This window comes from Allobranchiibius sp. GilTou73 (assembly GCF_021391335.1).
Classification (GTDB): Bacteria; Actinomycetota; Actinomycetes; order Actinomycetales; family Dermatophilaceae; genus Allobranchiibius; species Allobranchiibius huperziae.
On record NZ_CP090051.1, the window covers coordinates 1,510,970 to 1,535,855 of the forward strand.

The 24,886-nt window shown below is 70.5% G+C and carries 27 protein-coding genes; 20 read left to right on the top strand and 7 right to left on the bottom strand.

The window, feature by feature from the left end; translation table 11 throughout:
* Positions 1-31: 31 nt before the first annotated feature.
* Together LVQ62_RS07675 and crcB are read left to right on the top strand one after the other, a co-directional pair.
* A complete protein-coding gene (locus LVQ62_RS07675) occupies positions 32-526 on the top strand; it encodes a CrcB family protein (protein WP_233767131.1) in 495 nt (164 codons plus the stop codon).
* Complete coding sequence (gene crcB, locus LVQ62_RS07680) at positions 523-897, top strand: fluoride efflux transporter CrcB (RefSeq protein WP_208053261.1); 375 nt, start codon at positions 523-525, stop codon at positions 895-897. The genes LVQ62_RS07675 and crcB overlap by 4 nt, the downstream gene beginning before the upstream one ends.
* Here the strand turns inward: crcB and LVQ62_RS07685 are convergent.
* Positions 868-1,497, bottom strand: coding sequence for a hypothetical protein (locus tag LVQ62_RS07685; RefSeq protein ID WP_208053262.1), 630 nt, complete (start codon positions 1,495-1,497; stop codon positions 868-870). The genes crcB and LVQ62_RS07685 overlap by 30 nt on opposite strands.
* Positions 1,498-1,567: 70 nt before the next feature.
* Here LVQ62_RS07685 and panD point away from each other — a divergent pair, with 70 nt between their 5' ends.
* Complete coding sequence (panD, locus tag LVQ62_RS07690) at positions 1,568-1,975, top strand: aspartate 1-decarboxylase (RefSeq protein WP_233767134.1); 408 nt, start codon at positions 1,568-1,570, stop codon at positions 1,973-1,975.
* Positions 1,976-1,994: 19 nt separating this feature from the next.
* Here the strand turns inward: panD and LVQ62_RS07695 are convergent, their stop codons facing one another.
* Positions 1,995-2,717 (bottom strand): VIT family protein, encoded by a 723-nt coding sequence (locus LVQ62_RS07695; RefSeq protein ID WP_370639704.1) that lies wholly within the window; start codon positions 2,715-2,717, stop codon positions 1,995-1,997.
* A gap of 290 nt (positions 2,718-3,007) precedes the next feature.
* Between LVQ62_RS07695 and LVQ62_RS07700 the strand changes: the two genes are divergently transcribed.
* A complete protein-coding gene (locus LVQ62_RS07700; RefSeq protein WP_255696549.1) occupies positions 3,008-4,585 on the top strand; it encodes a DHA2 family efflux MFS transporter permease subunit in 1,578 nt (525 codons plus the stop codon).
* Positions 4,582-5,025, top strand: coding sequence for a (deoxy)nucleoside triphosphate pyrophosphohydrolase (locus LVQ62_RS07705; RefSeq protein ID WP_233767136.1), 444 nt, complete (start codon positions 4,582-4,584; stop codon positions 5,023-5,025). The genes LVQ62_RS07700 and LVQ62_RS07705 overlap by 4 nt, the downstream gene beginning before the upstream one ends.
* 117 nt (positions 5,026-5,142) lie before the next feature.
* Here the strand turns inward: LVQ62_RS07705 and LVQ62_RS07710 are convergent, their stop codons facing one another.
* Both LVQ62_RS07710 and LVQ62_RS07715 read right to left on the bottom strand, forming a co-directional pair.
* Positions 5,143-5,787 carry a response regulator transcription factor gene (locus tag LVQ62_RS07710; protein ID WP_233767138.1) on the bottom strand — a complete coding sequence of 215 codons (645 nt, stop codon included), beginning with the start codon at positions 5,785-5,787 and terminating at the stop codon, positions 5,143-5,145.
* Positions 5,739-7,007 carry a sensor domain-containing protein gene (locus LVQ62_RS07715; RefSeq protein ID WP_233767140.1) on the bottom strand — a complete coding sequence of 423 codons (1,269 nt, stop codon included), beginning with the start codon at positions 7,005-7,007 and terminating at the stop codon, positions 5,739-5,741. Before LVQ62_RS07715 ends, LVQ62_RS07710 begins: the two co-directional genes overlap by 49 nt.
* Positions 7,008-7,176: 169 nt before the next feature.
* On the opposite strand from LVQ62_RS07715, the gene LVQ62_RS07720 reads away from it, so the two are divergent.
* Both LVQ62_RS07720 and LVQ62_RS07725 read left to right on the top strand, forming a co-directional pair.
* The gene (locus tag LVQ62_RS07720; RefSeq protein ID WP_233767142.1) at positions 7,177-8,508 is read left to right on the top strand and encodes an MMPL family transporter; all 1,332 of its coding nucleotides are present in this window, start codon (positions 7,177-7,179) and stop codon (positions 8,506-8,508) included.
* Positions 8,390-9,313 carry an MMPL family transporter gene (locus LVQ62_RS07725; protein ID WP_233767144.1) on the top strand — a complete coding sequence of 308 codons (924 nt, stop codon included), beginning with the start codon at positions 8,390-8,392 and terminating at the stop codon, positions 9,311-9,313. The genes LVQ62_RS07720 and LVQ62_RS07725 overlap by 119 nt, the downstream gene beginning before the upstream one ends.
* A gap of 91 nt (positions 9,314-9,404) precedes the next feature.
* On the opposite strand, the gene LVQ62_RS07730 is transcribed toward LVQ62_RS07725, so the two are convergent.
* Together LVQ62_RS07730 and soxR are read right to left on the bottom strand one after the other, a co-directional pair.
* The gene (locus tag LVQ62_RS07730) at positions 9,405-9,974 is read right to left on the bottom strand and encodes a hypothetical protein (protein WP_179482358.1); all 570 of its coding nucleotides are present in this window, start codon (positions 9,972-9,974) and stop codon (positions 9,405-9,407) included.
* Positions 9,975-10,011: 37 nt separating this feature from the next.
* Complete coding sequence (gene soxR / locus LVQ62_RS07735; protein ID WP_233767146.1) at positions 10,012-10,503, bottom strand: redox-sensitive transcriptional activator SoxR; 492 nt, start codon at positions 10,501-10,503, stop codon at positions 10,012-10,014.
* A 61-nt stretch (positions 10,504-10,564) separates the two neighbouring features.
* Here soxR and LVQ62_RS07740 point away from each other — a divergent pair, with 61 nt between their 5' ends.
* From LVQ62_RS07740 to LVQ62_RS07770, 7 genes are all read left to right on the top strand, one after another.
* Positions 10,565-12,022, top strand: coding sequence for an MFS transporter (locus LVQ62_RS07740; RefSeq protein WP_233767148.1), 1,458 nt, complete (start codon positions 10,565-10,567; stop codon positions 12,020-12,022).
* An 8-nt stretch (positions 12,023-12,030) separates the two neighbouring features.
* Positions 12,031-13,920 (top strand): translational GTPase TypA, encoded by a 1,890-nt coding sequence (gene typA / locus LVQ62_RS07745; protein WP_233767150.1) that lies wholly within the window; start codon positions 12,031-12,033, stop codon positions 13,918-13,920.
* A gap of 6 nt (positions 13,921-13,926) precedes the next feature.
* Entirely contained in the window at positions 13,927-14,793 is an 867-nt protein-coding gene (locus LVQ62_RS07750) for a PIG-L family deacetylase (protein WP_233767154.1), read from the top strand.
* Positions 14,790-15,311 (top strand): flavin reductase family protein, encoded by a 522-nt coding sequence (locus LVQ62_RS07755; protein WP_233767156.1) that lies wholly within the window; start codon positions 14,790-14,792, stop codon positions 15,309-15,311. The genes LVQ62_RS07750 and LVQ62_RS07755 overlap by 4 nt, the downstream gene beginning before the upstream one ends.
* Complete coding sequence (locus LVQ62_RS07760) at positions 15,308-16,987, top strand: VanW family protein (RefSeq protein WP_233767160.1); 1,680 nt, start codon at positions 15,308-15,310, stop codon at positions 16,985-16,987. The genes LVQ62_RS07755 and LVQ62_RS07760 overlap by 4 nt, the downstream gene beginning before the upstream one ends.
* Before the next feature lie 93 nt (positions 16,988-17,080).
* Positions 17,081-18,304: an MFS transporter gene (locus LVQ62_RS07765; RefSeq protein WP_233767162.1), complete on the top strand. Its 1,224-nt coding sequence runs from the start codon at positions 17,081-17,083 to the stop codon at positions 18,302-18,304.
* Between the two features lie 697 nt (positions 18,305-19,001).
* The gene (locus LVQ62_RS07770) at positions 19,002-19,400 is read left to right on the top strand and encodes a hypothetical protein (protein ID WP_233767165.1); all 399 of its coding nucleotides are present in this window, start codon (positions 19,002-19,004) and stop codon (positions 19,398-19,400) included.
* Between the two features lie 35 nt (positions 19,401-19,435).
* Here LVQ62_RS07770 and LVQ62_RS07775 read toward each other — a convergent pair whose 3' ends face one another.
* Positions 19,436-20,512, bottom strand: coding sequence for a GNAT family N-acetyltransferase (locus LVQ62_RS07775; RefSeq protein WP_233767168.1), 1,077 nt, complete (start codon positions 20,510-20,512; stop codon positions 19,436-19,438).
* A gap of 80 nt (positions 20,513-20,592) precedes the next feature.
* On the opposite strand from LVQ62_RS07775, the gene fdxA reads away from it, so the two are divergent.
* The 6 genes from fdxA to LVQ62_RS07805 all read left to right on the top strand — a co-directional run bounded on the left by fdxA (position 20,593) and on the right by LVQ62_RS07805 (position 24,847).
* Entirely contained in the window at positions 20,593-20,919 is a 327-nt protein-coding gene (gene fdxA, locus LVQ62_RS07780) for a ferredoxin (protein WP_179482340.1), read from the top strand.
* 6 nt (positions 20,920-20,925) lie between these two features.
* Complete coding sequence (dapC, locus tag LVQ62_RS07785; protein ID WP_304504478.1) at positions 20,926-22,035, top strand: succinyldiaminopimelate transaminase; 1,110 nt, start codon at positions 20,926-20,928, stop codon at positions 22,033-22,035.
* Positions 22,036-22,187: 152 nt separating this feature from the next.
* Positions 22,188-23,480, top strand: coding sequence for a citrate synthase (locus tag LVQ62_RS07790; RefSeq protein ID WP_179482337.1), 1,293 nt, complete (start codon positions 22,188-22,190; stop codon positions 23,478-23,480).
* Between the two features lie 139 nt (positions 23,481-23,619).
* Positions 23,620-23,904 carry a hypothetical protein gene (locus LVQ62_RS07795; protein ID WP_233767173.1) on the top strand — a complete coding sequence of 95 codons (285 nt, stop codon included), beginning with the start codon at positions 23,620-23,622 and terminating at the stop codon, positions 23,902-23,904.
* Positions 23,829-24,641, top strand: a complete 813-nt coding sequence (locus LVQ62_RS07800) for a DUF6350 family protein (RefSeq protein WP_233767176.1) — start codon at positions 23,829-23,831, stop codon at positions 24,639-24,641. Before LVQ62_RS07795 ends, LVQ62_RS07800 begins: the two co-directional genes overlap by 76 nt.
* Positions 24,642-24,679: 38 nt before the next feature.
* Complete coding sequence (locus LVQ62_RS07805; protein WP_233767180.1) at positions 24,680-24,847, top strand: hypothetical protein; 168 nt, start codon at positions 24,680-24,682, stop codon at positions 24,845-24,847.
* Positions 24,848-24,886 lie beyond the last annotated feature (39 nt).

The window sequence follows — 24,886 nt, forward strand, 5'->3', positions numbered from 1 at the left end:
CGTTCATACCGCCGTCGCGCGTCAGCGCGGCATGAGTCGAATCACCAACGCGGCCCGGGACGCCGTGCGGAATCCCTGGTTGCCCGAGGACCCCGATGTCGACGCCGAAGGGCGTCCCGTGCACCTGCGCGCGACGTACGCGGCGTACGTCGCGCTCGGGGGTTTCGTCGGGACCGGCGTCCGCGAGGCGTTGAGTCTGTGGTTCCGCACCCCCGCTGACCGGGTCAACTGGACGATCCTGGCGATCAACGTGTCCGGAGCGTTCCTGCTCGGCGCGTTGGTGCAGTTGCTCGCAGGCCGCGGCCCCGATCACGGGCGCCGGAGGACCGTGCGGTTGCTCCTCGGGACCGGCATGCTCGGCGGCTTCACGACCTACAGCACGTTCGCCGAGGGGGCCGCGCAGCTGATCCGGGAGAACGAGCCGGGCATGGCGATCGGGTACTGCGGGCTGACCGTCGGTGTGGGCCTGCTCGCGTCTTTCGCGGGAATTGCCGCGGCCCAGCGGGCACATCGGGTGCGCCGATGAGCGTCGGCACCTATCTGCTGCTGTGCGCGGGCGGTGGCGTCGGAGCGGTGCTGCGGTTCGTGATTGACGGACTGGTCAAGGCGCGAGTCCGCACCCACACGCCGGTCGGCACCATGCTCATCAACCTCACCGGCTGCCTCGCGCTCGGGGTGCTCGCCGGCCTGGCGCAGCGCGGCGCACTCGGGTCCGACGCGCTCGCCGTGCTCGGCACCGGTGTGCTCGGCGGTTACACCACCTTCAGCACGGCCAGCTTCGAAACAGCGCGACTCCTACAGGACGGCCGGCGCGGTCCCGCCGTGTGGAGCGGACTCGGGACGTTGCTCGGCGGGGTCGCGTTGGCGTCACTGGGTCTGTGGCTGGGCCTTCGCTGACCGCTCGATCACCGTCGTCACGATCGTGGTCACCGCCGGCCGGGCCGGCGCGGAACCGAACCCGAACGACACCGCCGGGCTGACCGGCGCCAACTCGCCCAGGTCACGGCCGGCGTACTCACCCGACACGCGCACGAGCTCGTGCATGTCGCGGGCTCCGTAGAACTCCCGCCGCCCGGCGCGCGCCGTGCCTGCGGTGCGGACCCCGCGCATGACGACGCGGGCCACCGGGTCGATCAGCCGACTCCACGCGGGAGCCGTCGCGAGGCGCGCGGGCACAGCACGCAGCAGCCTGCCGATCGCCGTACGTCGCCCGACGGCCCACGCGATCGACAGGTCATCGGCGGTGAGCCGGACGGTCTCGCCGTCCGTCACCACCGTCACGGGGGTGATGCTCACTTCGTCGAACTCGTAGGTCTGCTCGATGAATTCGGCGACCTGCGCCGTCGGTGCCAGCAGCCGGCGGTGCCCCTCGCTCGTCTGCAGCATGACGTCGTCGAAGCTGCCGTACGGCGTGTCGCGCCACTGGCCGACGACCACGCGGACGCCGCTGGTCGTACCGATGCCGGTGATGGTGCCGTGAAAACGCGCTCTGGTCATGGTGACTCCACTATGACCGTGCACGGGTCTCCGGCCGGATGGTGGGGGCGGGTCGGGGACAATCGCGGGCATGCAGCGCACGATGATGAAGTCGAAGATCCACCGGGCCACGGTGACGCACGCCGACCTGCACTACGTCGGGTCGTTGACGGTGTCGGCCGACCTGATGCGCGCGGCCGACCTGCTCGAGGGGGAGAAGGTCGACATCGTCGACATCGACAACGGCAACCGGCTCTCGACGTACGTCATCGAAGGCCCGGCCGGCGAGGGCCGGATCAGCATCAACGGGGCGGCCGCCCGACTGGTGAGTCCCGGCGACCTGGTCATCGTGATCGGCTACGGCCAGTACGACGACGCCGAGGCTGCCCTCATGACCCCGAGTGTGGTCTTCGTCGACGAGACCAACCGGATCGTCGATCTGGGCTCGGACCCGGCGTGGGCGCCGCAGGACGCCGGCCTGCTCGACCCGCGGGGCTGACCCCCCGGTGCGGCGAAGGTCAGATCACTCCGCCGACCAGATGGCCCACCGCGTAGGTGATCACCATCGCGATCGCACCACCACCCACGTTGCGCAGGATGGCGGCCCGCCGCGGCGCCCCGCCGAGGTCGGCGCTGACCCTGCCGGTGACCGCCAGCGCGATCAGCACGGCGACGAAGGTCACGGGGACCCGCCACGAGTGACCCGGCACCAGGATCGCGATGACCGGCAGCAGGGCGCCGACGAAGAACGCCAGCAGCGATGCGAACGCCGCGTGCCAGGGATTGGTGAGCTCGTCCGGGTCGATCCCGAGCTCGATCTCGGCGTGCGCGCCGAGCGCGTCGTGCTCGGTGAGGTGGTGGGCGACCTGCTCGGCCAGCGGCCGGGGCAGCCCCCTGCTCTCGTACATCCCGGTGAGCTCCTCCAGCTCCTCCTCCGGCATCTCGCGCAGCTCCGTGCGCTCCTTCTCCAGCAGCGCCTGCTCGGTGTCGCGCTGGGTACTGACCGACACGTATTCGCCGGTCGCCATGCTGAGCGCACCCGCGACCAGTCCGGCGACGCCCGCAACGACGATGGGCTGTCGGCCGGTGGTCGCGCCCGCGACGCCCACGACGATGCCCGCGACACTGACGATGCCGTCGTTCGCACCGAGCACGCCCGCGCGCAGCCAGTTCAGCCGGCCGGCCATGCTCGCGTCGTGCGGTTCGGCGGCGTGCGGCTGGTAGGCCGGGACGTCGTTCATGGCGATCTCGCCCGGCGGGTGCGTGCCGTCGGGGGAGGCCAGGCGCTCGGCGTCGGTCATGGTCGGTTCCTCCTGCAGGGAAGTGCTCTTCTGCCTTTACGGTGCCTGCGCCCCGCGGTGCTGTCCACGCAGGTGAGGCTGCTCTTGCCTCGCGGCCGGAGACCGCCCTGCGCGCGGCGACCGAATATTCTGGAACGGCACGAGCGCCGTACGGCGGTGGCCCTCGCCCGTCACGGCGTACCGCAGGGGTAGCACGGGAGGAGCGGCACGTGGCAGACACGCCAGACCAGATCACGCTCACCAAGAGCCAGACACGCCGTCAGGCCGACGCCGAGGGGTTCAGCCCCTGGCCCGCCCTGATCGCGCTGTGCGTCGGCTTCTTCATGATCCTGGTCGACTCCACGATCGTGTCGGTGGCGACGCCCGACATCATCAGCAGCCTGCACAGCGACATCAACGACGTGGTGTGGGTGACCAGTGCCTATCTGCTCGCGTACGCCGTGCCGCTGCTCATCACCGGCCGGCTCGGTGACCGCTACGGACCGAAGAACGTCTACCTGGTGGGCCTGGCGATCTTCACGCTGGCGTCGCTGTGGTGCGGCCTGACCGGCAGCATCGGCACGTTGATCGTGGCGCGGGTCTTCCAGGGCCTCGGGGCCGCGCTGCTCGCGCCGCAGACCATGTCGGTCATCACCCGGATCTTCCCCGCCGAACGCCGCGGTCAGGCGATGGGCTTCTGGGGCGCGGTCGCCGGTGTCGCGACGCTCGCGGGTCCGATCCTCGGCGGGGTGCTGGTCGACCAGCTCAGCTGGGAGTGGATCTTCTTCATCAACGTCCCGGTGGGGGTCATCGGGTTCGGGCTGGCCATGTGGCTGGTGCCGAGCCTGCCGGTGCACAGCCACCGCTTCGACTGGCTCGGGGTGGGGCTGTCGGGGGTCGGCATGTTCCTGCTGGTCTTCGGGATCCAGGAGGGCCACGAATACCACTGGGGCACCATCATCGGGATCATCTCGGTGCCCCTGCTGATCGTCCTCGGCGTGCTCGTCCTCGCCGGATTCGTGGTGTGGCAGCGCTTCAACAAGGCCGAGCCGCTCGTGCCGCTGGTGCTCTTCACCGACCGCAACTTCAGCCTCGCCAACGTCGGGATCTCCGTGGTCGGCTTCGTGATCACCGCCATGGTCTTCCCGTTCATGCTCTACGCGCAGGCCGTCCGCGGCCTGACGCCGACGAGGGCCGCGCTGCTGCTGGTCCCGATGGCCCTGGTGACGTTGCTGCTGTCGCCGGTCGTGGGCAAGTTGGTCGACAGGTACCACCCAAGCCTGATCGCGGGCTTCGGCCTCACCTGCCTCTGCGTGGCGGTGGCGTGGCTGGGGTACATCCTGCGACCCGGCACGCACATCTGGGCCCTGCTCCTTCCGATGGTGGTCCTCGGCCTCGCCAACGCCTTCATGTGGGCACCGCTGTCGGTGACGGCCACCCGGATGCTCCCGCCCCAGAATGCCGGTGCCGGTGCGGGTGTCTACAACACGACCCGTCAGGTGGGTGCGGTCCTCGGCAGTGCGGCGATCGCCTCGCTGATGGAGTCCCGGCTGACGTCGCACTTCGGTGCCCGCGGCGCCGCGCTCTCAGGCGGCGCGCAGACTCCCGGCAAATCGCTGCCCGCGGCCGTGCAGTCCGGGTTCGCCCGGGCGATGGGCGAGTCGCTTTACCTGCCAGCACTGTTGGCGGTGGTGGCGATCGTCGCGGTCGCGTTCTTCACCAACCCGCACGCCCGCCGGGGAGCCCACGCCGCGCGTGGGTCGAGCGCTGCGAGTACGCGCGCCGGCGCCGGTTCCGCGGATCGCACTCCCGCGCACATCGCGACGTGACCGACGCGGCCGCACAGCCGATCACCCGGGTGGTGGTCGGCGCGGCGATCGTCGACGACCTGGCGCACCCCACGGTCCTCTTGGCGGCCCGGCGTACGGCGCCCAGCGCGCTCGCGGGCGGGTGGGAGTTCCCCGGCGGCAAGGTGGAGCAGGACGAGTCGCTCGAGGCGGCCCTGCATCGTGAGCTCGCCGAGGAGTTGGACGTCACCGTCGAGCTCGGCGAGCAGGTGACCGGCCCGGTCGCCCTGGACGAAGCCACCGGCTGGCCCCTGAAGCCGGGTTTCGTGATGCAGGTGCGCTTCGCGCGGATCACCACCGGCACCATGCGGCTGGTCGATCACGACCAGGTCCGCTGGCTGACGCCGGCCCAGTTGTACGACGTCCCGTGGCTGCCCGCCGATCTGCCCATCGTGGACGCGATCAGGGCTCTGCTGCACTGACCCGCTGTGCGTCGGTGTGGGGGTTCTGCGTTTGCGGCCAGAGCTGCTGCCCTGGCCGCAAACGCAAAACCCCCACAACGCATCGTGGGCTCGGCGCCGAGCTGGTGCCACGCCGAGTCAGCCGCGCAGGTAGGTGAGTACTGCGAGGACCCGCCGGTTGTCGTCGGCGTCGATCGGCAGATCCAGCTTCGTGAAGATCGAGTTGGTGTGTTTACTGACCGATCGTTCGGTCACGAAGAGTGCACCGGCGATCGCCGCGTTCGAGCGGCCTTGGGCCATCAGTTCCAGGACCTCGCGCTCGCGGGCGGTGAGTCGGTCGACCGGGCTCCCTGCCCGTTGCCGGGTCAGTAGCTGGCGCACCACGTCGGGATCCAGCACGGTCCCACCGGCGGCCACCCTCCGCACGGTGTCGATGAACCCCGCGACGTCGGAGACACGGTCCTTCAGCAGATAGCCGACCCCGCCCGAGCCGGAGTCGAGCAGCTCCTGTGCGTAGAGCTGCTCGACGTACTGCGAGAGCACCAGCACCGGCAGGTCGGGCAGCTGAGCGCGCGCCTCGATGGCGACTCTCAGTCCGTCATCTGTGAAGGTCGGCGGCATCCGGACGTCGACGATCGCGATGTCGGGTCGCTCGGTGAGCAGTGCTCGGGACAGAGCCGGCGCGTTGTCGACGGCCTGCAAGACGTCGATGTCGTACGCAGTGAGGATGCGGGTCAGTCCGTCGCGAAGGAGCGCGTTGTCCTCCCCGACGACGGCTCGCACGGCACCTCCATCTCGATCCTCGTGCCCGCGCCGGGCGGGCTGGTCACGCTCATCATGCCGTCGAACGCCGCGAGCCGCCGTGCGACACCGCGCAGACCCGCCCCGTCGGCAGCCGCGCCACCGACCCCGTCGTCGCCGACCTCGACGCGGATCGCTCGGGGGGTGCGCCGCAGGCAGACCCACGCCTGACCGGCGTGCGCGTGTTTCAGGATGTTGGCCAGGCATTCGCTGGTGGCGAAGTAGAGCGCCGACTCCAGAGGCGGCGAAAGGCGTTGGCCTGGTTCGAGATCGAGGGAGACCGCGAGTGGGAGGTCTGCGACCAACGCACTGATCGCACTCGGGTAGCCGCGATCGGCGAGCACGGGTGGATAGATGCCACGCACGACCGATCTGATGTCGGCGAGCGCCGTGTGCGCGTTCGCGCGTGCTTCGGCGATCAGGCCGGCCGCCGCCTGCGGATCGCGCAGCGCGAGTTGCTCGGCCAGGCCCAGCTCCATGCCCAGAGCGGCCAGCCGGGCCTGCGGGCCGTCATGCAGGTCACGCTCGATGCGGCGCAGCTCGGCGGCCGCCGCGTCGACGGTGCTGGTGCGCGAAGCTGTCACCCTTTCGACCCGTTCCTCGAGGGCCGCGGTGCGCGAGTCGGCGATGATCGATGCGTCCATCAGGAGGCGCCACCGGGTGAGGGCCGGTGTGAGCCAACGCATCCCGGCGATCCCTGCCAGCACGCTCACGACGGTGAAGATGGCTCCGCCTACCGGGTCCGCGACGTGCAGGAAGTGATACGGCTGCGGGAGGTCCGCCGGGAGCGATCGCCACAGGAAGTACCACGTGATGCTCCAGACCGGGTAGAGGACGACGGCCAGCGCGACGACCGAGACGATCGCGCCGACGGTGCAGGTGAAGAGCGCCCACGCGGCGTCGGCCCACCGCGCTCGGTCGGTGAACCAGCGGCGGACCCGCGCGACCGGTGACAGGCCCCGCGTGTCGGCGTAGGCGCGGGCGACCGGTTCGCCGAGGCCCGCGCTGACCAGGCGGCGCTGCACCCCGGCGAGCTGTCGCAGGAGCACCAGGGTCACGGTCAGGATGAACAGGCCGACGATCGCCACGGACGATGCGATGCCCGCCACGGTCAGCCCCAGGAGTGCGAGAGCCGGCAGCGTCATCACCAGGCTCGCGAGGTTGAGCCCGATCGACGCGAGGAGGCCGGGTCGTCGGTTCATCCGACCATCGTCGCCGAATCCGGGCCGCACGGCGGTGCACTCAGGTTCCCGACCTGCGGACCTCAGGGGTGCACCCAGCTACACCCCCGTGCGGGTGCTGGCTCTCCTGACGCCGCGCCCGTTCGGCGAAACCCTGTGACGACAACCCATTCCAATCGCAGGAGGAGTCATGGCACGGATCGGTGCGGCCCAACGACTGGGCCGCTGGAGTGCGGGGCATCCCTGGCGCGCCGTCGGCGTCTGGGCGCTCATGGTGGTGATGGCCGTGGGCCTCGGATCGGCCATCAGCACCCATCAGACCAAGGACGCCGACTACCGGGTGGGGCAGTCCGGCCGGGCAGCGGCGATGATCGCGGCGGCCGGTCTGGACGCGCCCGACCAGGAGTACGTGCTGATCGGGTCCGCGCGCGGCGCGCTTGACCGGCCGGTGGCGGAGCGGGCCGCGTCCGACGTACGCGCCCGGCTCGCGACCCAGCCCGTCGTCGCGTCCGTGGCGTCGCCGGTCCTGTCCAAGGACGGCGCGGCGATGCTCGTGGCGGCGACCGTCCGGGGCGGCCACGACGCCGACGTGAGCGGCATCGCACAGGTCGCGAAGTCCGCCCGCACGGCCTACCCCGGTCTGCGCATCGACGAGGCGGGGGACGTCTCGGTGAACAAGGCCGTGAACGACCGGGTGGGTAAGGATCTCGGGTCGGCGGAGCTCATCAGCCTGCCGATCACACTGGTCATCATGGTGATCGTCTTCGCCGCCCTGATCGCGGCGGGGCTGCCGGTCGTCCTGGCGATCACTAGCGTCTTCGCCACGATGGGTCTGATGGGACCGATCTCGCTGATCATCCCGATGGAGCCGACGGTCTCCAGCATGATCCTCCTCATCGGGATGGCGGTCGGCGTCGACTACTCGCTCTTCTATCTCAAACGCGAACGCGCCGAGCGTGACAAAGGCGCGACCCGTGCCGACGCGATCCGCATCGCGGGCGAGACGTCGGGTCACTCGATCGTGGTCTCGGGACTGGCGGTCGCGATCAGCATGGGCGGTCTCTACGCAGCGCGCGACACGACGTTCGACAGCCTCGGGACCGGCGCCCTGCTGGTCGTGGTGATCGCGGTGCTGGGCTCGCTCACGGTGCTGCCCGCCATGTTGACGCTCCTCGGCAAGTGGGTGGACCGTCCACGGATCCCGTTGTGGTGGAGGGTTTCCCGGCGTATCCCGACCGGAGCCGTGAGCGGTCGGCTGCTGCGCCCGGTGCTACGCCGACCGGCGGCCGCGCTGATCTGTGGGGGGTGCCGTCATGGTGGCGCTCGCCGCGCCGGCCCTCGGGATGCGCCTGCAGACCGACTCGCTGGAAGCGCTGCCGCACAGCATCACGCAGGTGCGCACGATGCAGCAGATCCAGGCGAAGTATCCGAGCCACGGCAACCTGGCACGGGTCGTCGTGAGCGGCGCGGACGCAGGCAGCGCGGCGCAGGCCGTGGAACGCCGTGCCGCGGCCACCGGTGACTGGTCACCCGCCGGGGTCGTCGTCTCGGCCGACCGCCGTACGGCGGTGGCGACGGTCGCGACATCGGCCGCCCAGGGAAGCTCCCGGGCGGGCGAGCAGGTCCTTCGGTTGCGGGAGACGGTGGTGCCGCAGGCGGTCCGGCCGACCGGTGCCACCTGGGCGGTCGGCGGTGATGTGGCGCAGTCCTACGACACGATCCGGCACGCGGACATCGCGTTGTGGCGGGTGCTGATCGTGGTGCTCGGGCTGGTGCTGGTGATGATGGGCGTCGTGTTCCGCAACGCGGTGCTGGCGGTGCTCACCACAGCGCTCAACCTGGTGTCGGTCGGCGCGGCGTTCGGTGTCGTGACAGTGGTCTTCCAGCGCGGGTGGGGCGCAGGTCCGTTGGACTTCCACTCCACCGGCGGGATCATCACGTGGATCCCGACGTTCCTGCTCGCCGTGCTCACCGGTCTGTCGATGGACTACCACGTCTTCGTGCTGAGCCGGGTCCGCGAACACGTGCGCGCGGGGGTGCCGGTCCGGATCGCCGTGCGCCTCGGCCTGGAGCAGACCGCCGGCGTGGTCACCAGCGCCGCGGTCGTGATGGTGTCGGTGTTCTCGGTGTTCGCCTTCTCGGGGCTGGTGGAGATGAAGGAGATAGGCGTCGGGCTCTCGGTCGCGATCCTGGTGGACGCCACCATCGTGCGACTGGTGCTGCTGCCTGCCGCGCTGTGCCTCCTCGGGGAACGCGCGTGGAGCCGGGGCGACCGTCGTACTGGCCAGCGAGACCCGGCCGCCGCTACCCCGGTCCTCGTCCGCTGAGACCGCACGGAGAGACGGGTGGGGGTTGTGCGTCGGTGGCCAGGGCTGCAGCCCTGGCCACCGACGCAAACCGTCAGCGTCGTCGGTCTCTTCAGACCTGCGGACCCTTGGCCCGCAGGTCGTCGACCGCCGTCATGGCCTCGCGCAACTCGGCCAGCCACTCCTGGCTGTGCTCGCCGACGAGTTTCACTGCCCAGGACAGGGCGTCCGCGCGGGAGCGGGCCACCCCGGCGTCCACCAGGGTGTCGAGCACGCGGCGTTCGTCCTGCCGCAGGCGCGTCATCACCGGGACGGCGATGTTGGTGAAGACGACCTCGGTGTCGCCGATCCGGGCTCCCCACGCGACCTTGCGCCGGTAGCGGGCCTGCGCCTCGTCCGCCAGGGCCATCCGCGCGCCCCGCGTCTCCTCCCGGAAGCGCGTGATCCGACCGGAGACGGCTGCTTCGGTGGCTGCAGCATCGGTGCCTTCGGGCAGGTCGGGGGCATCGATGTCACCGACGACGACGATCTCGTCGCGGTCGACGGTGACGGTGGGGGCCCCGGTGTAGAGGTCGTTCGGCAGGCGGCCGGCGAACCAGCCGGCCGCGTCATCGGCGGACGGCAGGTCCGCCTGCTGCCAGCCGCCGGAGCGGCCGCGTCCACCGGTACGGGAGTGATTCATGGTGTCCTCCTCGGGTAATGATTACTTGATTACATCATTACACCTTTGCAGACGAAGGGGAACCGTCCGGCCGCCGCAGGGCCGCCGGCAGGAACGCCGCGCCGGGCGCGCGGGCGTCGGACGCGGCGGCGTCCTGCGGGTTGGACATCCGGCACGTCCCGAGGGACAGGCAGCCGCACCCGATGCAGGAGTCCAAGCCGTCGCGCAGCTTCCGCAGCGCTTCGATGCGCTCGTCGAGCCGGGTACGCCAGTGCCGTGAGATGCGCTGCCAGTCGGCCCTGGTGGGGGTGCGGCCGCTCGGCAGCCGATCGAGCTCCTCGCGGATCTCCTCCAGGGAGCATCCGACGTTGCTCGCCGCCCGGATGAACGCGAGGCGGCGCAGTACCGAACGCCGGAAGCGCCGTCGTCCGCCGGCATCGCGGGTGGATTGCAGCAGCCCCTCGGATTCGTAGTAGCGAACCGCCGAAGCGGCGAATCCGCTGCGCTCGGCTACCTGTCCGATGCTCAATTCGTCGCGCGTGTCCATCATGTCCCTCCGGTTCAGGCCACCCCTTGACTTCAAGTCGACTTTAACTATCAACATGTGGTCTGTGACATCCGAGACAATCGACGAAGCGCCGGACGCCGCTCTCGCCACCGGCCTCTGGTCACGCGGCAGGCTGCCGGTCACCGCAGGCGGTCTGGCGATGGTGACGCTCGGCGCGTACGCCGACCGCGCCACCGGCACGGTGCTGCCCGCGGCCTCGACCCAGCTGCACGGCCTGGCACTCTTCGGCGCGGCCGGCGCGGCCCCGATGGTGGCCTACATCGCAGCGGTGGCGCTCTTCGGGGTGATCGTGGACCGCCGCGGCCCGTCCTGGCTGCTGCGCCGGTCCGCGGCGCTCTTCGTCGTCGGGCAGCTGGGCTCGGCGCTGGCCCCGACGATGCTGGTGCTGGTGGCCACGCGGTGGGTGTCCGGGGTGTCCGAGGCCGGGCTGGACATCGGCGTCACGGTGCTGCTGGCGCAGGCCCTCCCGGAGGTGCTCCGTCCCAGGATGTTCGGTGCGATGGCCGTGGCGTGGGTGCTGCCCTCGGTCGTCGGACCTCCGGTGTCGGGTCTGATCGCGCAGTCCCTCGGCTGGCGCTGGGCCTTCACGGTCACCGCGCTGCTCCTGCTGCCCGCGTACGCGCTCCTTTCTCCCGCTCTGCGCGGCCCGGCACGGGGCTTGTCGGACTCATCGGGCGCCTGGCCGGCCGACCGGAAACGTCTGGTGCGTGCGGGGGCGGGCTGCTCCCTGGTGGCCGCGGTCCTGGTCCTGGCCGGAGCCCTGCTCGGCGGCCCCGCGGAGTGGGTCGGTGCCGCGCTGATGCTCGCGTCCCTGCCCGCCCTGCTCGTCCTCACCCGGCGAGCGCTGCCGGCGGGCACGTTGCGCGCCGCACGCGGTATGCCGACGGTCGTGGCGTTGCGCGCGCTCACGAGCGCGGGGTTCGGGATGTCGGGCGGCTTCCTACCGCTCACGCTCACCCGCGTGCGCGGTTTCGGGCCGGCGACGACCGGCATCACGCTGACCATCACCGGCGTCTTCTGGGCCGCGGGGTCGTGGGTGCACGGCCGCGACAAGATCCAGGCCCGGACGTCGCCGACCCTGCGGGTGCGCGCCGGTTTCGCCGCCATGACCGCCGGTCTCGTCGGCACGGTCGCGCTCGCGGTCCCCACGGTGCCGGTGGCGCTGCCCCTGATCGCCTGGGCCGTGGCCGGCCTGGGGATCGGCACCGTCGTGCCCGCTCTGTCCGTGGCCTCGCTGGCCCTCGCCCCGGTGCAGGAGCAGGGCCGCTACCAGTCCGCGATCTACCTGGCGTCCTCGCTCGCGGGCAGCGTCGTGACGGCGATCGGAGGCGCCTGGATCGCGGCGCACCGCGCGCAGTTGCGGCCTGCGACCTTCGTCACGCTGCTCAGCGTGCCCGTGCTGATGGCCCTTCTCGGGCTGCTGCTCGCCGGCAGGATCGCCGGTGGTCGTGGGCGGCCACCGATGGTGCGTGGTCAGAAACGCCCCGTTTCCCTGAGATAATCGAAATCATGCCCATGAAAACTCGGGACGACGTACGCAACGTCGCCATCGTCGCTCACGTCGACCACGGCAAGACCACGCTCGTGGACAAGATGCTCTGGCAGACGGGTGCGTTCAGCGATCGCCAGACCGTCGAGACCACCGGTGAGCGGGTGATGGACTCCGGCGACCTCGAGCGCGAGAAGGGCATCACGATCCTCGCGAAGAACACCGCTATCTCGTACGACGGTCCGGCCGCGGACGGCCACCCGGTCACCATCAACATCATCGACACCCCCGGTCACGCCGACTTCGGCGGCGAGGTCGAGCGCGGCCTGTCCATGGTCGACGGCGTCGTGCTGCTCGTCGACGCGTCCGAGGGCCCCCTGCCGCAGACCCGCTTCGTGCTGCGCAAGGCGCTGGCCGCGAAGATGCCGGTCATCCTCTGCATCAACAAGGTCGACCGCCCCGACAGCCGCATCGAGGAGGTCGAGGAGGAGACCTACGAGCTCTTCATGGACCTGCTCGACGACGCTGACGGCCACGCCGACCAGCTGGACTTCCCGGTGGTCTTCGCCTCCGCACGCGCCGGCATCGCCTCGCTGACCCGACCGGCCAACGGCGAGATGCCCGAGGGCAGCGACCTCGAGCCGCTCTTCGCCACGATCCTGAAGACCATCCCGGCACCGTCGTACGACGACGAGGCGCCCCTGCAGGCGCACGTCACCAACCTCGACTCCAGCAACTTCCTCGGCCGCCTCGCACTGCTGCGGGTGCGCAACGGCGTGATCCGCAAGGGCCAGCAGGCCATGTGGTGCCGTCACGACGGCACCCAGCAACGCGTGAAGATCACCGAGCTGCTGATGACCGACGGTCTGGAGCGCAAGAGCGCCGATGAGGCCGGACCGGGCGACATCATCGCCGTCGCGGGCATCCCCGAGATCACCATCGGTGAGACGCTGGCCGACCCCGAGAACCCGATCCCGCTGCCGCTCATCACCGTCGACGAGCCGGCCATCTCGATGACCATCGGCACCAACACCTCGCCGTTGGTCGGCAAGGTACGTGGCAGCAAGGTCACCGCCCGGATGGTCAAGGACCGCCTCGACCGGGAGCTGATCGGCAACGTCTCGCTGCGTGTGCTCTCAACCGAGCGGCCCGACGCCTGGGAGGTGCAGGGCCGTGGTGAGCTGGCGCTGGCCATCCTGGTCGAGCAGATGCGCCGCGAGGGCTACGAGCTGACCGTCGGCAAGCCGCAGGTCGTCACCCGCGAGGTCGACGGCAAGCTGCAGGAGCCGGTCGAGCGCCTCACGATCGACACCCCCGAGGAGTATCTCGGTCCGATCACGCAGATCCTGGCGTCGCGCAAGGGCCGCATGGAGCAGATGACCAACCACGGCACCGGCTGGATCCGGATGGAGTTCAAGGTGCCGTCGCGCGGGCTGATCGGCTTCCGCACCGAGTTCCTCACCGAGACCCGCGGCACCGGCATCGCCAACCACGTCTTCGACGGGTACGAGCCGTGGTTCGGCCAGATCATCACCCGTACGTCGGGGTCCCTGGTCTCCGACCGCTCGGGCGCGGTGACCTCGTTCGCGATGGTCAACCTGCAGGAGCGCGGCACCCTGTTCGTCGACCCGACCACCGAGGTCTACGAGGGCATGATCATCGGCGAGAACTCCCGGACCGACGACATGGACGTGAACATCACGAAGGAGAAGAAGCTCAGCAACGTACGAGCTTCGAGCGCCGACAACTTCGAGAAGATCTTCCCGCCGCGCAAGCTGTCGCTGGAGCAGAGCCTGGAGTTCTGCCGCGAGGACGAGTGCGTCGAGGTGACGCCGGAGTCGGTGCGCATCCGCAAGTTGATCCTCGATCAGAGCGAGCGCGGTCGCGCGCTGTCCCGGGCACGCCGCTAGGCCGCGATGGCACGCCTGCTCTTCGTGCACGCGCATCCCGACGACGAGACGCTCGCCAACGGGATCGCGATCGCGCACCACGTGCGCGAGGGGCACGAGGTGCATGTGCTGACCGCGACCCTGGGCGAGGAGGGCGAGGTCATCCCGGCCGACCTCGCCCACCTGGAGTTGCCGGCGGGTCAGCCCCGTCCGGACGACGTCGCGGACCCGCTGGCCGACGTACGCCGGGGCGAGCTCGCGTGTGCGATGAAGACGCTCGGCGTCACATCATCACGGTTCCTGCCCGGTGACTGGCGGGACTCGGGGATGGCGGGATCTCCGGCGTCCCGGCACCCGCGAGCGTTCGCTGCCGCGCCGGTCGAGGTCGTGGGCGCAGCCGTGGCAGGCGTCGTACGCGAGCTGGCACCGGACGTGGTCGTGACCTACGACGAGCACGGCGGGTACGCCCACCCCGATCACATCCAGGTGCACCGGGCGGTCGTCTCCGGGGTCGGATCGTTGGCTGCCGGGGAACGTCCGCGTCTGTTCGCCACCGTCACCCCGCGATCGTGGGCGCAGCAAGACCGCCAGATGTGCCTCGAGTCCTCCATCGAGGGCTGCACCACCCTCGGCCTGGATGATCCGTTCCCGCCGTCGGTGGTCCCGGATGCGCAGGTGACCCATGAGGTGGTCGATCAGTCGTGCATCGAGACGCAGGCCGAGGCGCTGCGGTGCCATCGCACCCAGGTCACGGTCCATGACGGTCACTACTACGCCCTCTCCAACGACATCGTCGCCGTCCTCTCCGGCCGTGAGGGGTTCGCCGAGATCGATGCTGCGACAGGCGGACTCATCGCCGCGCACGAGACGTCGCGGCAGAGGTTGTCGGTATGACCATCGAGCAGCCGGGCGCCGGAGCGGTGCAGGGCGTCGACCCCGACTACTACCGCCGGGTGATCGGGCGACTGGTCACGGGCGTCACCGTCCTCACGACGTACGCCGGCGGCCTCGATCACGCGATGACCGCCAGCGCGGTCATGTCGGTGTCCCTCGACCCGGTGCTCGTGGTGGCCAGCGTCGAGCAGGAGGCGCGCTTCCACGACGCGATCATCGAGGCGGGTGTGTGGGGGATCAGCATCCTGCCGGCCAGCGCGCGCAGCACCGCGGCGTGGCTGGCGACCCGCGGGCGTCCGTTACATGATCAGCTCGACCGGGTGCCGCATACTCGTGGCGGGGCGACGGGGGTCGCCCTGGTGGACGACGCCCTGGCTCAGCTGGAGTGCCGCACGGTCGACGCGCACGCCGCCGGGGATCACACACTGGTCGTCGGAGCGGTGGTCGCCATGCGGGACGCCGAGCGGCCGCAGGATGCCCTCACCTACTACCGAGGACGGTTTGGAGCACATCCGTGAGCGAGGGTTCGGGGCGATCCCGTAGGGGCTGGGGACTGGTCGGCGGGATCGGAGTGCTCGTCGTCGCGCTCGCGGCGTACGCCGGGGTCGCGGTCGTCCACACCGACTGGGTGCCGAGCGGTACCACCGTGGACGGAGTCGTCGTCGGGGGGCAGAGCAAGGCCGCCGCCGAGCAGCGCCTGGTCGCTCACGTCGCGGCCGCCGAGCGCAAGCCGGTCACGTTCACCGCCGCTGGCCGCACTCTGCAGATCAACCCGGCGAGCGCGGGCCTGGCGTACGACCCCACCGGAGCCCTGAACGGCCTGACCGGTTTCACGCTGTCCCCCAGCGCACTGTGGAAGCGCTACACCGGCGGTCCCACCCGCCGGCTCAAGACCACCGTCGACAAGGCGAAGCTGCAAGCGGCGATCGCCGCCGCGAGCGCCTCCATCAAGGGTGCGCCGGCGCCGGGGACGGTGAAACTCCTGGGCGGCAAGGTCAAGGTCACCCACGCCCAGCCCGGTCGCGGTGTCGACGCCGCCTCGCTCGCCACCAGCATCGCGGCGGGGTGGCCCGGTCGGACGTCGTACACCGCCACACTGACCCGGCAGTCGCCGGTGCTGACCGACAAGACCGTCGACGCGTTCGCCGCCGGACCCGCCACTGCGGCGCTGGCCGGTCCGGTGACCCTCGTCAACGGCTCGCAGCAGGTGAGCATCACCCCGGCCCAGCTGTCCGAGGTGCTGAAGACGGTGCCGAGCGGCAACTCGCTGAAACTGGCGATCATCCCGTCCGCGATGGCGACCCTGATGAGCACGCTGGGCGCTCAGCTGGCGACGCCCGCGCGCAACGCCAAGGTCGAGATGAACGACATCGTGCCGACCAAGAAGGTTATCGCGGGCGAGAACGGCACCGCCGTCGATCCGGTCAAGACCGGTGCCGCGCTGATCGCGGCGCTGCAGGCCGGCCGACGTACCGTCACCGCCTCGGTCGTCCTGCAGAAGGGCGTCACGGTCGACCCGTCGCAGATCAGCACCACCGTGGTCAGCGAGTTCCGGTCGCGCTACCCGCTCGGCGCGCAGAACGCTGCCCGCACGATCAACATCAAGAACGGTCTCTCCAAGCTCAACGGCACCTACGTCGCGCCCGGCGAGCAGTTCAGCCTGCTGGCCGCCCTGTCGCCGATCACGAAGGCCAACGGCTACGTCGACGCGCCGGTGCTGCAGGACGGTCGCGACGTGCTCGGCACCGGCGGCGGGCTGTCGCAGGTGTCGACCACGATGTACAACGCGACCTTCTTCGCGGGGGTGCAGGAGGACACCCACCAGGCGCACTCCTACTGGATCTCGCGCTACCCGATGGGCCGCGAGGCCACGCTGTCGGTCCCGACCATCGACAACAAGTGGACCAACGACACCGGTCACGGCATCGTCATCGAGGCGCGTACCGAGTCCAACTACTCGGTGATGCGCCTCTACGGCACGTCGGTCTTCTCCGTCACGAGCACCACCGGGCCCCAGTTCGACATCAAGAAGGCCGGAGTGCAGCACATCAAGACGCCCGGCTGCCTCCCGCAGCCGGCGGTGCCCGGATTCAAGGTCACCGTGACCCGGGTGGTCAAGCGAGGTGGCAAGGTCGTCAAGGACGAGTCGCTCACCACGACCTACCAGCCGGCGGACCTGGTCGTCTGCGGCTGAGGCGCCGCTCTCCTCACCGGCTCGGTGGAACACATCGGCAGCCGAAGTGGTTGCGCAAGGCAATGACCCACCTCGACCGTCAGGAGCCAGGCCGTGCCCACCGCCGCCCCCGCTGAGACGACCGCCACCGGCGGATCGCAGCTGTCGCGGCCGCTCGTCCTGCTGATGGCTCTCGCCGCCGGCGTGTCGGTGGCCAACCTCTACTACAGCCAGCCGTTGCTCGACCTGATCGGACGCGATCTGCACATCGCGTCCGGTGCGGTGGGGATTCTCGTGACGGTCACCCAGCTCGGGTACGCCGCGGGCCTGCTCTTCGTGCTGCCCCTCGGCGACCTGCTGGAACGGCGGCGGCTCATCGTCGGCATGACGCTGGCGACCGCTGTGGCCCTGGTGCTGACCGCGTTCGCCCAGAACGAGGCCTGGCTGCTGGTGATGCTCCTGATCGTGGGACTGCTCTCGGTCGTCGCCCAGGTGGTCGTGCCGCTCGCGGCCGCGCTCGCCTCCGACGATGACCGCGGCTCTGTCGTCGGGACCGTCATGAGCGGGCTGCTCATCGGCATCCTGCTGGCCCGCACCTTGGCGGGGCTGCTTGCCGAGGTGGGCGGCTGGCGCTCGGTCTACCTCGTCGCCGCAGCGCTCGTCCTGCTGCTCGCGGCCGGGCTATGGCGAGGGTTGCCGGACAGCCCGCCGACGGTGCGGACGTCGTACGGCGGACTGCTCGGGTCGGTCGCGCGGCTGGTGCGCACCGAGCCGATACTGCGGCGTCGGATGCTCTACGGCGCACTGAATTTCGCCCAGTTCAGCGTGCTCTGGACCGCGATCACCGGGCTCCTGTCGGGGTCGCCGTACCACTACTCCGAGGGCGTCATCGGCCTCTTCGGGCTGGCCGGTGTCGCCGGCGCGCTGGCCGCGCCCCTCATCGGACGGCTCGCCGACGGCGGTCACCAGCTCTACGCCTCGGTCGGCGCCGCGCTGCTCTTCCTGGTGTCGTGGGCGCTGCTGGCCGGGGGGCGGGCGTCGCTCATCGCGCTGCTGATCGGTGTGGTGCTGCTGGATCTCGCCTGCCAGTCGCTGCAGGTGACCAACCAGAGCCGCATCTACTCCCTCGCCGGAGACGCGCGAGCGCGGGTCAATGCGGCATACATGACGGCCTACTTCATCGGCGGTGCCGCCGGCTCGTGGGTCGCCACGAGGGTCGCCTCCACCTACCACTGGTCGGGCGTCTGCCTGCTCGGCGCGGGGCTCGGGGTGGTGCTGCTCGCAGCGGTCGTGGTGGGGGAGTCCTCCCTGCGCCGCCTCACCCCCCGCACCACCTAACGCTCCGCCCTTTCGCGACACGACCCTGACGGTCTTTGCGTTCGGTGACGGCGTTCGAACACCGTCAATGAACGCCAACGCCGTCAGCCCGGACGGCCCTGTGGACAACTTCGGACGTCGGGTACGCAGAAGTGCCACCGTCGGGAGATGCCCAAGGCCGACCCACGATCGCTGATCGTCCATGCTGTCGAGCTCACCCGCGCCCGCGAGGACCCCTCAGACGGTTCGACACTGCGCCGCATCCGTCGGGGAAGCTACGTGGAGTCGGACGAGTGGGACGGCATGTACGGCGGCCAGCGGCACCTGACCCTGGTGCATGCCACGGCGGCGAAGATGCACAAGCGGCCGCACCCCGTGTTCTCCTTCCATGCCGCCGCGGCCTTGTGGGGGCTGCCGATCGTGGGCGCGTGGCCTCAACACGTCGATGTCACCGTGTCATCGGACGCCGCCGGTTCCAGCGCGCTCGTGCGGCGGCATCGCGTGCACGAGGTGCCGCCCGCCGACTACGTCTCGGGGTTGCCGGTGACGTCGGTCGCGCGCACCGTCGTCGACCTCGCGCGCAGCACGCTGTTCTCTTCGGCCCTGGTGACCGCGGACTCGGCGCTGCGAGAAGGGAAGTGCGTCCGGGCCCAGCTGACCGCCGAGATCGCTGCCCTCCCATCCCGCGCGATAGGACGCCGGCAGGCTGCAGCGAGTCGTGAGCCTCGCAGACCGCCGCAGCGGCTCCGAAGGCGAGTCGCTCAGCAGAGCGCGGATGTTCGAGATGGGGTTCCCGCAACCCGAACTGCAAGTGCGCATCCCCGACGGCGAACGCCGCGCGGCATACGGCGACTTCGGATGGGGTGATCTGATCGGCGAGTTCGACGGACGAGTGAAGTACCGCGCCGACGGTTTCTCAGGGGGCGCTGCCGAAGAGGTCGTCTGGCGGGAGAAGCTCCGCGAAGACGCGATCCGACGCACTCATCGGGTGGTCCGCTGGATCTGGGACGACGCGTTCGAGCCGGCACGATTGCGCCGGATCCTGGTGCAGGCGGGCCTCGAACCAGTACCGGGCCGGCCCTGGGTCTCCCACCCTGACGGTCTTCCCGTTCGTTGACGGCGTTCGAACGCCGTCAACGGTCGCGAACGCCGTCAGCGTGGGGCGCGTGCGGCTCGTGCAGCTCGTGGGGCGGCGGGGGCGCGGAGGTAGTAATACTCGTGGTGGATCGCGAAGCCGAGCGACTCGTAGAGCCGCACCGCTGCCGTGTTGTCCTGCGAGACCTGCAGGTACATCGAGCGGATGCCGCGCGCCCGTGCCTCGCGCGCAGCCAGCGTCATCACCTGGCGGGCCAGACCGCGGCGCCGGTACGCCGGCGGCACGTGCACCGAGAGCACCCCGGCCCACGCGTGCGCGAAGGCCGTGCGCCCGACCGCGACCACGTCGCCGGCCGTGACCTCGGGACGGATGGCATCCGCACCGCCCGAGACCTCGGGACGGATGGCGTCCGCGCGGAGCGTGAGGTACGCGGCGTCCGGGATCTGGTCGAAGATCGCCGTCGCCGTGGCGCGGTGCTCCTGCTCGCGCGGCGCCGCGCCGGACCACCAGGCGTCGTCCGGCCGGTCCGCGACCGTCGCCGTAGAGGACCCGCCACCAACGGCCAGCGCGTCCACCGAACCCGTCATCACCAGCGTGCGCTGGAACGCCGTCCACCCGGCGTCGATCGCCGCGCCGCCGACCGCGTCGTCGGCAACGGAGAACCCCGACGGGCCGTAGACCTGCAGCAGCGGCGCTCCGCCGCGGTCGGCGTACCAGGAGGCGACGAAGGCGAGGGCATCGGACAACGGCACGCCCGGATCACCCAGCGGCAGAACGGAATTGGCACGACCGGTGTAACCCGACGCCTCCCGCAGCAACCACCGGCCGAGCCACTCCGAGCGCAGCGGCGGCATCCCCGCCACCATCAGCTCCTGCAGATCCGCCATCGACGGCGCGAGGTGCGGCGCGCCCCGGCGTACGGTGGCAGGGGGCACCTCCTTGGCCGCGACCACGTCGACGCGCGCGACCGTGACGCGCCCGCGCCGGGTCTGTACGACGAGCGTCGTGTCGTCCGCGGACACCAGCGGGCCCAGCGCATCGGTCAGCCCGCCGTCGAGCCGGTGCCGCAACACCACCCGCATCCCCACCGTCAGGGTGCGGGTGAGGTCAGGCTGGTTGGGAGGCTCAGGCATCGGGCCGTCATACTAAGTCGAGCCGAAGGACGCGCCCGATGGCGTCCGCGCCCCACCACATGCAGGAAGGGTCTGCCGCAATGACCTACGTGATCGCTCAGCCGTGTGTCGACCTGAAGGACAAGGCGTGCATCGAAGAGTGTCCCGTTGACTGCATCTACGAGGGTGAACGCTCGCTCTACATCCACCCGGACGAGTGCGTCGACTGCGGTGCGTGCGAGCCGGTCTGCCCCGTCGAGGCCATCTACTACGAGGACGACGTCCCCGAGCAGTGGGCCGACTACTACAAGGCCAACGTCGAGTTCTTCGACGACCTCGGCAGCCCCGGCGGCGCCGCCAAGATGGGCATGATCAACAAGGACCACCCGGTCATCGCCGATCTGCCGATCCAAGAGCACGACGAGTAAGAACCCGTGAGCATCGCCTCGCTGCCCGATTTCCCCTGGGACTCGCTCGCGCAGGCCAAGGCCACCGCGTCCGCCCACCCCGGCGGCGTGGTGGACCTGTCGGTCGGTACGCCGGTCGACCCCACCCCGGAGCCGGTGCAGCAAGCGTTGCGCGACGCGGCGGACGCGCCCGGCTACCCGCAGGTCTGGGGCACCCCCGACCTGCGGGAGGCCGTGGCGGCGTGGTTCGCCCGCCGGCGGCACGCCACCGGCGTCGATCCGGACGGGGTGCTGCCGACCATCGGCAGCAAGGAGTTCGTCGCCTGGCTCCCGACCCTGCTGGGCTTGGGCGCGGGTGACGTGGTCGGCATCCCGCGGATCGCCTACCCGACGTACGACGTGGGCGCGCGCCTCGCCGGCGCCACCCCGGTCGCCCCGGACAGCACCCTGACGTTCGGCCCGAAGCCTCCGAAACTGCTGTGGCTCAACACTCCCGGCAACCCCGACGGTCGCGTTCTGCCCATCGAGCACCTGGCGAAGGTGGTCGCCTGGGCGCGTGAGCACGACGTGGTGGTGGCCAGCGACGAGTGCTACGCCGAGCTCGACTGGCGCGAGGACGCCGAGGGTCCGACGACCCCGAGCATCCTCGACGACCGCGTGTGTGGCGGAGATCACTCCGGCCTGCTGGCGGTGTATTCGCTGTCCAAACAGAGCAATCTGGCGGGCTACCGAGCCGCGTTCGCGGCCGGCGACCCCCGCCTCGTCGCCCGTCTGGTGCAGGTGCGCAAGCACGCCGGGATGATCGTGCCGTGGCCGATCCAGCGGGCCCTGATCGCGGGTCTGACTGCCCACGACGCGGTCGCCGCGCAGAAGCGGGTGTACGCCGCGCGGCGTACCTCCCTGCGCGCCGCGCTGGAGGGGGCGGGATGGCGAATCGACAGCTCTGAAGCGGGTCTTTACCTCTGGGCGACGCAGGACCGGCCGTGCCGCGACAGCATCCAGGGCCTCGCCGAACGCGGGATCCTCGCGGCGCCCGGCGACTTCTACGGCGCAGCGGGGGAGCAGCACGTACGGATCGCACTCACCGCCACGGACGAGCGGATCGCAGCCGCCGTACAGCGTCTCAGCGTGGGTTGACAGGGCCACAAACAACGCGCTTTTTGCGGCTGGGGGTCGGTCCGGGGGTGTTCTCGACCTGAGGTACCGTCCAAGATGCCTCAATTTCGGGTGCGTTCGACGCGCCCAGACGCGCGCAGCATGCGCCCAGGAACAACAAGGACGGATGGCACATGACGGATCAGGGCACGGCCACTTTCTCGGCCGGCGACACCAAGCTGGACTTCAAGCTCGTCCCGGCCAAAGAAGGCAGCTCCGGATACGACATCGCCGCTCTGTTGAAGGAGACCGGCAACGTCACGCTCGACGTCGGCTTCGTCAACACCGCGTCCTGCCAGTCCGAGATCACCTACATCGACGGTGACGCTGGCATTCTGCGCTACCGCGGCTACCCCATCGACGAGCTCGCGGAGAAGTCGACCTTCATCGAGGTCTCCTACCTGCTCATCTACGGCGAGCTGCCGACCGCCGAGCAGCTGGACGCGTTCCGCTCCCGCATCTCCCGGCACACGATGCTGCACGAGGACCTCAAGGACCTCCTCGCGGCGTTCCCGCGCGACGCGCACCCGATGTCGGTGCTGTCGGCCGCGGTCTCCGCGCTCGGCACCTTCTACCAGGACAGCCTCTCCATCAAGGACCCCGACCAGATCGAGCTGTCGACGATCCGCCTGATGGCCAAGCTGCCGACGATCGCGGCGTACGCGCATAAGAAGAGCCAGGGCCAGCCGCTGCTCTACCCGGACAACAGCCTCAACCTGGTCGAGAACTTCCTGCGCATGACGTTCGGCTTCCCCGCCGAGCCGTACGACGTGGACCCCACCATCGCCAAGGCGCTGGACATGCTCTTCATCCTGCACGCCGACCACGAGCAGAACTGCTCCACCTCCACGGTGCGACTGGTCGGTTCGGCGCAGGCGCACCTGTTCGCCTCCATCTCGGCCGGCATCCACGCGCTGTCCGGTCCGCTGCACGGCGGCGCGAACTCGGCCGTCCTGGAGATGCTGGGCGAGATCCACGAGAGCGGCGACGACGTCGAGACCTTCATGAACAAGGTCAAGAACAAGGAAGACGGCGTGAAGCTCATGGGCTTCGGGCACCGCGTCTACAAGAACTACGACCCGCGCGCCGCGATCGCCAAGAAGTTCGCGCACGAGGTCATGGAGAAGATGGGCGTCGACGACCCGCTGCTCGACATCGCCATCCGCCTCGAGGAGATCGCCCTCAAGGACGACTACTTCGTGTCGCGCAAGCTCTACCCGAACGTCGACTTCTACACCGGCCTGATCTACAAGGCCATGGGCTTCCCGACCGAGATGTTCACGGTGCTCTTCGCCATCGGTCGCCTGCCGGGCTGGATCGCCCAGTGGCGCGAGATGATCGAGGACCCGGCCACCAAGATCGGCCGCCCGCGCCAGATCTACGTCGGCGAGACCGAGCGTCACTTCACCGAGATGGACGCCCGCTAACCACAACGATTTTCAGACGGAACGAGCGACGCAGGGTCACCTGCGTCGCTCGTTCCATGTCCGGGCTCCTCCGCGTCCCTGGGGACCGTCGGCGCGCCGCACCCATCCGACGCCCGCGAGCGGCGAGCATAGGGCCACCATGAGTGTGCTCCAACGCGACCGCAACGTCACCGTCCTGCGCCCGGCAGGCCGTTTCAACCGCCGCCTCGGCGGTCTGGCCCTGGTGTACGGCGCGGTCGGCGCCGTCGCGCTCGCCCTCGTGCTCCTCGTCCCCTCGCTCGTCGCCTGGACCGCCGACTCGCGCAGCAGCGTGAGCTGGCTGGACGCGATGTCCTTCGCCGGCGACGGGTGGGTCCTGGCCCATCACGGGTCGCTGCGCGCGCCGGCCGGCAGCGTCACGCACGTGGTCACGTTCGCCCCCTGATCTTCACCGCGCTCGCGCTCTGGTGCGCCCGCGCCGGTGCCAAGGCCCTTCTGCGCGAGGTCGAGCACGAGGGGCGCGACGCCGGTCGCTGGTGGCACCCCGTGGCCCTCTTCATCGGCGGATATTTGATCGCCGGCCTGCTCCTGGCCCTGCTCGGTGCGACCGGCGCAGCGACACCCCGTTTCCTCACGGTCATCCCCGGCGCGATCGTGGTGGCTGCGGCCGGCTTCGGCTGGGCCCTGCGCGCCGAGCCCGACGCCCCGGCGTACGCCGTGTGCGCGGACTGGTGGGAGCGGGTGCCGGACGGCGTACGCCGTGGTGTGCGCCCCGCATGCGAGGCCGCACTCGCCCTCTTCGCGGTCGCCACCCTGGTGCTCGTGCTCCTCGTCGCGACCCACATGTCGCGGATCGGCCAGGTCAACGGGCTGCTCGGCCCGGGCGCGGTCGGCACCGTGATCCTGGCGCTGGCGCAGCTGGCCAGCGTGCCGAACATGGTCGTGCTCATCACCGGGTGGACCAGTGGCGCGAGCGTCCACGTCGGCACCGCCACGGTCTCATCCGGTGCCGTGCACACCGGTCTGCTGCCCAGCATCCCGGTGCTGGGTGCGATCCCCGATCCCGGCGCGTTCCCGGTGTACCTGCGGGTGGTGCCGCTCGTCGTCGTCCTGGCCGGTGGTTACGCCGGGGCCCGCGCCGCCGGAGCGCTCAGCACCCTGTCGGGGCTGCGCACCAGCTGACGGCCGCGGCGAGCGCCGCCGGCCTGCTGACGGTGGGGATGTCGCTGCTCGCCTGGATCGCCGGGGCGCACGTCAGCGGTGCGCCGCTGGCCCGCGCGCAGGTGGGCCTGGTCGTCCTGCCCCTCTTCGCGCTCGAGTTCGTGGTCGGAGCGCTCGTCGCGGCCGCCGCCCTGCACTACATCAGGGTGCGCCGCTCGCACGTCTGAGGCGATCGCCCGCGCTGGTGCGCGGTGGGGAGGCCCCCA